The sequence below is a fragment of the Kribbella sp. NPDC049227 genome (assembly GCF_043197265.1).
In the GTDB taxonomy this organism is placed as follows: Bacteria; Actinomycetota; Actinomycetes; order Propionibacteriales; family Kribbellaceae; genus Kribbella.
In genome coordinates, this window is record NZ_JBICST010000009.1 from 375,755 (window position 1) to 386,803 (window position 11,049).

General features: G+C 69.9%; 9 protein-coding genes. 1 reads left to right on the forward strand and 8 read right to left on the reverse strand.

What is annotated here, in order from left to right; translation table 11 throughout:
- Positions 1-5 precede the first annotated feature (5 nt).
- Positions 6-899, forward strand: a complete 894-nt coding sequence (locus ACGFH6_RS38300; RefSeq protein ID WP_393394534.1) for a carbohydrate kinase family protein — start codon at positions 6-8, stop codon at positions 897-899.
- Here the strand turns inward: ACGFH6_RS38300 and ACGFH6_RS38305 are convergent.
- The 8 genes from ACGFH6_RS38305 to ACGFH6_RS38340 all read right to left on the reverse strand — a co-directional run bounded on the left by ACGFH6_RS38305 (position 856) and on the right by ACGFH6_RS38340 (position 11,049).
- Positions 856-1,536 (reverse strand): SDR family NAD(P)-dependent oxidoreductase, encoded by a 681-nt coding sequence (locus ACGFH6_RS38305; RefSeq protein WP_393394537.1) that lies wholly within the window; start codon positions 1,534-1,536, stop codon positions 856-858. The two genes, ACGFH6_RS38300 and ACGFH6_RS38305, sit on opposite strands and share 44 nt — an antisense overlap.
- A 34-nt stretch (positions 1,537-1,570) precedes the next feature.
- A complete protein-coding gene (locus ACGFH6_RS38310) occupies positions 1,571-2,608 on the reverse strand; it encodes a hypothetical protein (RefSeq protein ID WP_393394540.1) in 1,038 nt (345 codons plus the stop codon).
- A 109-nt stretch (positions 2,609-2,717) separates the two neighbouring features.
- Positions 2,718-3,869: a glycosyltransferase gene (locus ACGFH6_RS38315; protein WP_393394543.1), complete on the reverse strand. Its 1,152-nt coding sequence runs from the start codon at positions 3,867-3,869 to the stop codon at positions 2,718-2,720.
- Position 3,870: 1 nt separating this feature from the next.
- A complete protein-coding gene (locus tag ACGFH6_RS38320) occupies positions 3,871-6,474 on the reverse strand; it encodes a glycosyltransferase family 4 protein (protein WP_393394545.1) in 2,604 nt (867 codons plus the stop codon).
- Positions 6,471-7,772, reverse strand: coding sequence for a nucleotide sugar dehydrogenase (locus ACGFH6_RS38325; RefSeq protein ID WP_393394548.1), 1,302 nt, complete (start codon positions 7,770-7,772; stop codon positions 6,471-6,473). The genes ACGFH6_RS38320 and ACGFH6_RS38325 overlap by 4 nt, the downstream gene beginning before the upstream one ends.
- Positions 7,773-7,797: 25 nt before the next feature.
- Entirely contained in the window at positions 7,798-8,988 is a 1,191-nt protein-coding gene (locus ACGFH6_RS38330; protein ID WP_393394551.1) for an acyltransferase family protein, read from the reverse strand.
- Positions 8,989-8,992: 4 nt separating this feature from the next.
- Positions 8,993-10,045, reverse strand: a complete 1,053-nt coding sequence (gene wecB / locus ACGFH6_RS38335; protein WP_393394554.1) for a non-hydrolyzing UDP-N-acetylglucosamine 2-epimerase — start codon at positions 10,043-10,045, stop codon at positions 8,993-8,995.
- Positions 10,042-11,049, reverse strand: a complete 1,008-nt coding sequence (locus ACGFH6_RS38340; RefSeq protein WP_393394556.1) for a Gfo/Idh/MocA family protein — start codon at positions 11,047-11,049, stop codon at positions 10,042-10,044. Before ACGFH6_RS38340 ends, wecB begins: the two co-directional genes overlap by 4 nt.

Consider the following 11,049-nt stretch of genomic DNA (forward strand, 5'->3'; position numbering starts at 1 on the left):
GACAGGTGGAGCTGGATGTGTTTGTGATCGGCGGGGTCGGGATCGACACGATCGTGCGCGTGCCCGGGCTGCCCCTGGACGACGTGGAGACGATCCACGTCGAGCCGGTCGAGTCGTACGTCGGCCACACCGGTCACGGCGTCGCGCTCGGATGCCACCTGCTCGGGCTGCGGACCGGGCTCGCGGACGTGATCGGCGACGACGAAGAGGGCTACCGGATCCGCAAGCTGTACGACGACCTCCGGGTGCCGCTGCATGTGGCGTTCCACTCCAGCGGCACGCGGCGTTCGGTCAACCTGGTCACGCCCGACGGCCGGCGCCTGGCGCTGTACGACGGACGCCACCCGGCCGGGCTGCAGGTCGACCCGGACCTCTGGCGGACGAGCTGCGCCCAGGCCGAGCACGTCCACGTGTCGATCATGGACTTCGCCCGGCAGGCGCTGCCCGACGCGCTCGCCTGGGGCTGCTCGATCTCGACCGACCTGCACGACTGGGACGGCCGCAACGACTACCACAAGGATTTCGCCACCGCCGCGGACATCGTCTTCGTCTCGACCAGCGCGCTCACCCTGGACGCGGTCGACTGGATCCTCGCCAAGGGCCGCGCCCGGGTCGTGGTCGCGATGGCCGGGGCCGACGGCAGCTACCTGCACTTCACCGACCGGCCGCCACAGCACGTCCCGGCGATCGAGCTCCCCGACCGGCCCGTCGTCGACACCAACGGCGCCGGCGACGCCTACGTCGCGGCGTTCCTGGCCCGCTGGCTCGACGGCGTCAGCTGGTACGACGCCGCCGTCGCCGGATCGATCGCGGGCGCCTGGGCCTGCGGCTCCCGCGGCACCCACACGGATCTCATCACGGCCGAGGAGTTAGCTGCTCGAAGTACAACGCTCGGATGAAGCAGTCGCGCGACTGACCGACCGCGAACATCACGCAGTCGACCACTGATTGCGCGGTCAGGGTGGCGCCGGTCTCTCGCGGGCCGTCCTGGACGAAGTCCGGTGGGAACAGCGAGATCACCCGGATCCCCTCGGGCCGCAGCCGCTCGGACAGGATCTCGGCGTACCCGGCCTGGGCGTGCTTCGCGGCGTAGTACGCCGCATGGGCGGCCGAGCGATGCTGTCCGGGCTCCCCCGTGGCGGAGACCAGGTTGACGATGTCCGGGCGTTCGGAGGCTCGGAGCAGCGGCAGCATCCGCTCGGTGAGCAGTACGGTCCCGGTTGCCACCCCGGCGATCGTGTCGGCGATGTCGGCCGGGTTCGCGACCGCGCCCAGATAGCGGGCGCCGCTGTTCACCAGGATGTCGAGGCGGTCGATGCGGAGGGCATCGATCGACGCCGGGTCGGCGAGGTCGAGGACGGCGGAGGTCGCCGTACCACCGGCGGCGAGGATGAGGTCGACGGTCTCGTCCGCCGCGGCCTTGGTCCGGGCGGTGGCGAGTACTTCGGCCCCGGCCGCCGCGAAGGCGAGAGCGAGCTTCCGGCCGGTGTCGCGGCCGGCTCCGGTGACGAGAACGTGCAGTCCGGTGAGAGTCATGCGCCGGATGCAACCACTTCAAGCCGACTGGAGGTCAAGCGCCCGCAACAGTCACGTTGCGCGTCGTGCTCCGGGTCGCCGTGTTCCAGGCCGAGTACAGGCGGCGGGCCGAGCCGCCGATGGGCCCGACGGCGGCGAAGACGGCACCCCGGCTCGCCGGGCGCGCGTTCTCGACGGCGTCCCCGGCCTGCTCCGGACTGTCGATCGTCGACGAGCAGACATCAAGGATGTAGTCCGGGACCTGGAGCTTCGGGTCCACGCAACCGACCAGCGGTACGCCGACCGCCGCCACGATCGGGAACACGGTCCCGGGAATGCCGACAGCGCACTCCGCGGTGGCCGAGGCCGGGATCGAGCCGAGTGCGCTGATCTCGTACTGGTCCCACAGCGTCGGGTCCTCGCGCGGGTGCAGGCCGACGACGATGTGCTTGCCCGCCGCCTCCAGCTTCGCCGCCGAGTCGAGCAGCAGTTGCGTCCCGGGCGCGGCGTTGCCGGTCTGATCCGGGTGGGTCACGCTCGTCAGCACCAGCACGCGGTCCGCCTGCGGCGTGTAGTCCGGCAGGTTGTCGGTCTGCGGCGACCCGACCATGCGCACCCGCCGCTTCCAGCCCAGGTACGCCGCGAACACGTCGGACTCGGCCGGAGACGCGGCCGTCACCAGCTCCAGCCGCGAGCGGAACTCCTTGGCCCGTGGCGCTTCCACCGGGTTCAGGTACGCGAGCGAACTGGCCACCAACGGCATCCGCTTCAACGCAGCCGCACAATCTGCCGGCCAGTCCGAAGCGCCGTTCACGACCAGCAGATCAGCCCGCGGTACGTCGTCCAACGTCGCCACCGGAACCGGATCGGTCGGCGTGATCTGCGACCGGTCCGGGACCAGCTGCACCAGCTCCCAGCCGCGCCGCCTGGCCTCCGCGAGCAGCGGCTGCGCGTGGTACGTCCCCCACGGCTCGTTCGTTGCCAGTAGCACCCTCGTGCGCCGCGGCCGGGCGGCGATCGAGAGGCCCGGGGTCGCGGCCAGGCCGGCTCCCAGCGCACCGGCCTTCAGCAGGGTCCGACGCGTCGTGATCATGCGCTTGAACCTAACCGGTTCAGCCCACCCCGACATGAACACCGCCTGAAGGCTCCGTTCATCAGGAAGTATTTCCCGTGCCTGTCCCGGCACTGGCCGGGCCCCGTTGTCAGAGCTCGGCGTAGGCCTCGACCAGGTGGGCTGAATCTGTTTCCCAGTTGAGGTCTGTGCCTGCCGTGCGGACTCCGTCGGCGTACGTCGGGTAGTTCTCGACCAAGGCGCGGACCGCAGCGGTGAGGGAGGCCGGATTGCCCGGCTCGTAGAGAGTGCCGAGTTTGTGGGCCGTGACCACTGCGCGCAGTTCGGGGAGGTCGGCGGCTACGACGGGAACACCCGCCCGGACTGCGTGGAAGAGCTTGTTCGGCAGAGCGAGGCGGTGGTTCTCGCAGGTGTTGGTGAGCGTGACCAGCGAGATGCCGTACGACCGGAGCGTGTCGTCGACCTCGTCGATCGAGCGTTCCGCCACGGTCTCCACCGGCCCGAGATCCAAGCGGTAGTTGGGATCCACGGACCCCATCAGCACGGTCCGGAACGGCGCCAACTGACGCGCGGCCGCCACCACAGTCGGCAGATCACGACCCGCACCGATGCGACCGGCGTACAGCAAACCCTCCGGCACGTCCGACGGCGGCGGTACGTCGTCCGACCGCGGGAACGTGTTCCGTACGACGCGAACGTCGCTCAACCCACGTTCGCGCAACCGGGCGGCGATCCCGTCCGACACGGTGATGACGAAGGACGCCTTACCAGCAAGGGAAACCTCGCGCTTCCGCCCCCGCGCCCGCCACCACGGCGTCGGCCGGCCGGGCAGCGCGCGATCGAACCACAGCTCATGCGTGTCGTACACCAGCTTGGCCGACCACTTCCCGGCGTACTCGGCGGCGAGCTCGAGGGTGTTGAAGTCGTGCGCGTGCACGACCTCGAACGGCCCTGCCGCGGCCACTCGCGGGGCCGCGGCGGTACGCCACTGCTTCTCGGTCCGGTTGCGGTGCTCCGGCAGCAGCAACCACCGGCCGAACCGCTGGACCAGGACCTTCGGCCCGTTCCGGCCGTGCCCGACCGCGAGGCCGCCGTTGCCGGCCCGCAGTCCGGCCGAGCGGGAGACCGACTCGACCGTGACGCCCGGCCCGACCACGAAGCCGTCCGGTACGTCGCGGCCGATGATGTGGATCGTGTGCCCCGCGCCGGCCAGCGCGGTCGCCTCCCGCAGGATGCGCGAGTCCCCGGCGATCGGGGACTGCGCGATCATCAGAACCCGCATGTCACCTCTCGCCGGTGATGAAGGGCCGCAGCACCTCGACCGACCTGCGGCCGTCGTGCAGCTCGCGGACGTACTCCGGCGCGGCATCGGCGATCTTGCGGGCCGGGTCGCGCTCGGAGACCAGCCGCTCGATCACCTCGGACAGGTCGTCCGGGTTGGCCTCCACGATCGGCAGGCCGGTCGGCAGCAGGTCGCGGACCGGGTCCGCCACATGCCCGACGGTGACCCGCCCGGCCGCCATCGCCTCGCAGGCGAAGACGCCGTACGACCCGAGCAGCAGCTGGTCGACCACGATGTCCGCGCTGCGCACCATCTCGGCGAGCTCGGAGTGCGGCAGACCCTGGACCCGCTGGTACTTGATCAGGCCCCGCGCATCCAGATCGGTGAGCACCGGGTCGACGTACGCCGATCCCTTCAGCGCACTGGCCGACGGCGCGTGCAGCACCACCGGCACCTCTCGGTCCAGCACCGGCTGGGTCGACGCGAACTTGTCGACGTCGACGGCCAACGGCAGCCAGATGCTGTTGTCGACGAACTCCAGCAGGTCCGGAGTGGTGACGTACACCGGACCCTCGTAGACATCCAGCTGAGTCCGCAGCAGGTCGTTCGCCGACTGCAGCCGCTGGCTCAGCTCGTCGTCCGGGTCGCGGAACGGCGAATACTGGTACTTCGCCCGGTGCAGCGACGGGTCGCGGATCTCCGAGCCGTGGAAGATCAGGCCGTGCTTGATGCCGGCCTGCTCCAGGATCGGGATGTCGATGTTGAACATCTGCCCGCGCTGCTGCCCGAACATCGGCCGACCGGCCTCGAGGAGCACGTGGGTGACCTCGCGCAGTACGTACGCCGTGAGCTCCAGCTGCCACCGCAGATCGGACCGGTACTGCCGGTACGACCCGGTGCGGTGCACCCGGAAGTCGAACGCGCCACTGCCCGTGGTGAGGGACTCGGCGACGAGCCCCGGCACCTCACGCTCGAGCGCGGTCGCCCACAGCCAGGCCTGACCGGCACTGTTGACCGGACCGATCAGCAGACGCTTCTGCTTCTTCTCGACCCGGCCACCGGGCTGGACTCGCTCCAGCGTGCGGCCGACCAGTTCGCCGTACAGGCCGCGGAGCTTGTCGGCCTGCCCGGCCCAGGAGACCTCCTGCTGGTAGCCCGGGTCCGCCACCTTCTCGCGGTAGCTGTCCAGGTCACCGAGGACCGTCCGCACCTTCGACGCCAGGTCGTGCGCGTCCGCCGCGACGAACACCTCGCCGATCCGGGTCCGGTCGACGAACTCCTTCATGCTCGGCATGTCGCTGACCACCACCGGCAGCCCGGCGAAGGCGTACTCGAACAGCTTGTTCGGCAGCGCCATCTCGTGGCTCGGGTACCGCAGGATCGGGATCAGGCCGACGTCCGCGGTGCGCAGGAACGCGACCACCTCGTCCGGCTCGACCGGATCGAGGCAGTGCAACCGGTCCTCCACGCCCAGGTCCGCGGCCTGGGTCTGCAACTCCTTGACCGCGTCGGTCGCGACACCGGGCACACACACGATGGCCAGGTGCACGTCCGGCAGGTCCACCAGAGCCTGGACCGCGGTGTGGATGCCACGGGCCCGGGTGACGCCGCCGCTGTAGACCAGCAGCGGCACCTCGGACGCCAGACCGATCCGGCTGCGGATGTCGGACACCTCGGCCGACACATCCGCCGGGTTCGGCGTGTTCATGATCACCGTCGGCTCGCGGTCGAGGTGGTGATCCTTCGTCAGCGTGCGCGCGATGGCCGGGCTGACCGTGACCACCCGGTCCACGGCGTTGATGTACTCCGCCTCGTGGTTCGCCCAGGCCGCGATCGAGCGGCGGGTCCGGGCGCCGTACTGCGACAGCCCGGCCACGTACTCGTGTGCGTCGTAGACGACCTTCAGGTCCCTGCCGCGCAGCTTCGCCCGGCCGGCGGCACGCGAGGCGACGCCGATCACGTGCATGTCGTGCGCGTGCACCACATCGGGCTCGAGCCGGTCGATCAGGTCACCGAACGCGAGCTCCAGGTCCAGCGCCTCGGGATGCAGCTTGCGCCACGGTGCCGGCCAGGGCATCCGGTGGATCACGCCGTCGTACGCGCGCCAGCCGAACTTGAACGGCACGTCGACCTTGTTCCCGACGCCCTTGCGGACCCAGGTCGCCTTCCGCGCCGCCTGCCACCGCGAACGGCGCAGCAGCCGGCCGCCGACGCCGAGCTTGTACTTGATCGGATTGCCCTTGCCCGCCTTGGCCGCGGCGATGGCATGCCCGGAGTCCGCCTTGAGCTCCTGCAACCCGGCGTCGATCCGCTGGTCGCGAGCGACGTACGTGCCCCGGTACCGGTAGCCGGCGAACGGCGGCCGCCAGTCCCGGCGGGCCTTGCGCCTGCGCTTGCGTTCCTCGCGCAGTGTGAAGGGAACCGCCACCCGGACGATCAGCGCGCCGTCGAGCATCTCCCTCGACGGCAGTCCGCTGGCCGAGACACCGAGCACAGTCACCTCTGCTCCGGTCTCGGCCAGCGCTGCGGCCTCCTTGCGGACCCGGCTGTCGTTGGTGACGTCGTTGGCGACGATCATCACGACCCGCAGGTCGGCCTGTGTCACTGGCTGACCGACCTTCCGATCACAATCCGGCGCACGCCCACCCACCGGCCCGGGTCGGTGCGGTCACGACCGTCGACGAGCACCTTGACACCCGGCAGCTCGGCCGGGGTCAGCTGCGCGTACTCCGAGTGGTCGGCCTGCAGCACCGCCGCGTCCACCGGCGTGCCCAGCGCGTACGGCGTGAAGCCGAGCTGCTGCAGCTCCTCGTCGGTGTACAGCGGGTCGTGCACGGAAACCTCCGCACCGCGGGACTTCAGCGCCTCCACGGCCGGGAAGACCCCGGAGAACGCCGTCTCCTTCACGCCGCCACGGTACGCCGCGCCGAGCACGACCACCTTGGCTCCGGTCAGGTCGCCGTACGCGCCCTCGAGCAGGCCGACGGTGTACTCCGGCATGCCGAGGTTCGCCTCGCGGGCAGCCCGGACCACGGTGGCCTCCGGGTCGGTCCACAGGTACAGCCGGGGATAGACCGGGATGCAGTGGCCGCCGACCGCGATACCGGGCCGGTGGATGTGGCTGTAGGGCTGCGAGTTCGACGCCTCGATGACCTGGTGGACGTCGATGCCGTTCTGGCCGGCGAACCGGGCGAACTGGTTCGCCAGGCCGATGTTGACGTCGCGGTAGGTGGTCTCGGCCAGCTTCGCCAGCTCGGCCGCCTCGGCCGACCCCAGGTCCCAGACGCCGTTGCCGCGCTCGAGGTCCGGACGGTCGTCGAAGTCCAGCACGGCCTCGTAGAACGCGGTGGCGCGCTTGGCGCCCTCCTCGGACAGGCCGCCGACCAGCTTCGGGTACTTGCGCAGGTCCGCGAAGACGCGGCCGGTCAGCACCCGCTCCGGCGAGAACACCAGGTGGAAGTCCTGGCCCTCGGTGAGACCGGAGATCTCCTCGATCATCGGCTTCCACCGGTTGCGGGTGGTGCCGACCGGCAGGGTGGTCTCGTAGCTGACCAGGGTGCCGGGGCTGAGGTGCTCGGCCAGCGACCGGGTGGCGTTCTCCATCCAGCCGAACTCCGGCTCGCCGGTCTCCTCGTCGACGAACAGCGGCACGACCACGACGACGGCGTCGCTGCCGGGGATGGCGTCGGCGTAGTCCGTGGTCGCCCGCAGGCGGCCGTCGGCCACGGTCTCGGCCAGCAGCTCGGCCAGGTGGGCCTCACCCGGGAACGGCTCTTGGCCGGCGTTGACCAGTTCGACGAACTTCTCGTTGATGTCGACACCGACGACCTGATGACCCTTGGCCGCGAACTGGACCGCCAACGGCAGCCCGATCTTGCCTAAGGCAACAACACTGACACGCACAGGAACTCCACTAGGTAGTGATTCTTCATCGGGGGCCTCGTAGCTTCCGTTCCAGCGGATGCTCGACGAACTTGTACATCAGCCACGAGGCGAGGATCGAGAGGGCGCAGACACCGGCGTACCAGATCAGGTTGATCCAGCCGACCTTGCCGGCCGGGCCGTGGATCTCCAGGATCGCGTACAGGATGGTGGCGTGGATCAGGTAGAAGGAGTAGGACCACTGGCCGAGCGCGACCAGCGGCTTGCTGCGTAGCCAGGACCTGCCGCCGCGGGTGTCGCGGATCGCGACGGCGAAGATCAGGAAGCCGTACAGCAGGGTGAGAATCTCCTTCTGGGTCAGGCCGATGGTGATGCCGAAGGGGACCTTGGCCGGGTGCTCGCCGGAGTAGTACAGGGTGAACAGGCCGAACCCGACGACCAGGAACGCGAACCAGACCGGGATCCGCGGCTTCCAGCCGGACCGGAGCGTGATCGCCAGCGCGATGCCGAACAGGAACGATGTCGAGTGCAGCACCGGTTGCGGGAACACCGGTATGACCCCGGGGAAATGGAACAACGAGAGCCGGTAGGCCCCCGAGAGCACGAGGATGGCCACACAGAAGACCAGGCCACCGCCGGTCTTCAGCTTGGCGGTGGCCCGCTGCACGAACGGGTGGTACGCGTAGAAGAACGCCTCCACCGACAAGGTCCAGGACGCCGGGTTGCCGCCGTACAGGATGGTCGGGTCGTTGGTCCAGCCGTGCAGCAGCAGCACCGACAGCAGCAGCACGGTGAGCGAGATCGGCTTGATCCAGGGCATGTCGGCCGGCGGATCGACCCGGTAGAACACGAAGAAGGCCGCGATCAGCGCGGCCATGTGGGCCGGCCAGATCCGGGCGAAGCGGCGCCGGTAGAAGGTGCGGATCTTCGTCCCCGGCTGGGCCGACCAGGTCAGCACGAAACCGGACAGCACGAAGAAGAACGTCACCCCCGACGTGCCCCACTTGAGGAAGTCGAGGATCGGCAGCGGCGCCAGGTTGGACATGTGGTGGCAGAACACGAAGAACGCCGCCCACCACCGCAGGCCGGTCAGCGACTCCACTCTGGGCAGTCGCTTGCGTGGCGCCTCCGGACCGGAGGTGCCTGGTCCCGCCGTGACTTCGGCAACGGCCGACGCCGGGGACTGGGTCCCCGGCGTTGGCAGTTGGCTCTGGTCTTCCTCGGCGGCCTTCGTCATATGTCTACTCCGCGAGAGCGGAAACGACCCGGCCTGCGGCGTGGCCGTCTCCATAGGGCATGGGGCGGTTTGATGCCGGAGCCGGCCGGGCGGCCAGTTCAGGCAACTTGCTCACATCAGATGTCAGGACGTTCCAGCCGTCGTCCAGGGTCTCCACCCACTCGGTCTCGGTGCGCAACGTGGTGCACACCCGGCCGAGCAGGAACGCCTCCTTCTGGAGACCACCGGAGTCGGTCACCACACCGGCCGAGCCGAGCACGGCCGCGACCATCTCCGGGTAGGCCAGCGGTTCCCGGACGTGCAGCGAACCGTCCGGACGGTCGAGCTTGATGCCGTACTCCGCGCAGCGCGCGACCAGCCGCGGATGCGCGAGCAGCAGCACCGGTGCACCAGCGGCCGCGAGACCGTCGATGATCGCCGCCAGCCGCGCCGGGTCGTCGGTGTTCTCGGCCCGGTGGATGGTCGAGACGACGTACTCGCCGCGCTGGAACGGCAGGTCCAGCGGCTTGTCCTGGACCGCGTCGCGGACCCGGAAGCACACGTCCGTCATCACGTCGCCGACCAGCCGCGCCTTGTCCGTCAGACCCTCGTTGGCCAGGTGGTCCATCGCCACCTGGGTGGGGGCGAGCAGGATGTCGGCCGCGTGGTCGGTCAGGACGCGGTTGTGCTCCTCCGGCATCCGCCGGTTGAACGACCGCAGCCCGGCCTCCAGGTGCGCCACCGGCAGATGCATCTTCACCGCCGACAGCGTCCCGGCCAGCGTCGAGTTGGTGTCGCCGTACACCAGCACCCAGTCCGGCTGGTGCTCGTCCAGTACGGCGTCCATCGCGGCCAGCATCGCGCCGGTCTGGACACCGTGGCTGCCGGACCCGACGCCCAGGTGGACGTCCGGGTCCGGGATGCGCAGGTCGGCGAAGAACACGTCGGACATGTTCTTGTCGTAGTGCTGCCCGGTGTGCACGATCACGTGCTGGTGCTCGGTGGCGGCGAACGCCTCCGCCACCGGCGCCAGTTTGACGAACTGTGGTCGTGCCCCGACGACGCTCAGGACCTTCATGACTGCGCGGGCTCCTGGGCGACCTTGATGGTGCGGTCCTCGGCCGCGGACTGGATCACGGCCTCGGCGACGACGACGGTCTGCAGACCCTGCTTCAGCGTGACGATGTCGGCCTCCTTGCCCAGCACCGCGTCGCGGAACGCCTCGTGCTCGGTGCGCAGCGGCTCCGGCTTGCTGATCGCGTACCGGATCATGTCGCCCTCGCTGACACCGCGGAAGTGCGCGACGTCGTCCCACGCGGTGGCGACCGTGCCGTTGGCGTGGAAGGACAGGTCGGCCAGCAGCGTGTCGGCGATGAAGGCGCCCTTCTCACCGGTGACGACGGTGAGCCGCTCCTTCATCGGGGACAGCCAGTTGACCAGGTGGCTGGTCACGGTGCCGTCGGCAAGCTTGCCGGTCACCGCGATCAGGTCCTCGTACTGCCGGCCGGACTTGTGCGCGCTCTGTGCGGACACCGCGATGAACGGCGACTGGGTCACCCAGGCCGTCAGGTCGATGTCGTGGGTGGCCAGGTCGAGCACCACGCCGACGTCGGCGATCCGGGCCGGGAACGGGCCCTGGCGGCGGGTGGTGATCTGGTAGATGTCGCCCAGCTCGCCGGCCTCCAGCCGCACCCGCAGCGCCTGCAGCGCCGGGTTGTACCGCTCGATGTGACCGACCGCGCCGATGACGCCGGCCGCCTCGAACGCCTTGGCGATCTCGGTCGCCTCGGACGCGGATCCGGCCAGCGGCTTCTCGATCATCGCGTGTACGCCGGCCTCCGCCAGCGCCTTCGCGATCTCCGAGTGGTACTGCGTCGGGACGGCCACCATGCAGTAGTCGATGCCCTCGGCGATCAACTGCTCGATGTTCTCGTGCACCGGGCGACCGCCGGCCACGCCGAACTTGTCACCACCCGGGTCGGCGACGGCGACCAGGTCGACGCCCTCGAGGGAGGCGAGCACGCGGGCGTGGTGGCGCCCCATCATGCCCAGGCCGATCAGTCCGGCTCGCAGGTTCGCCAT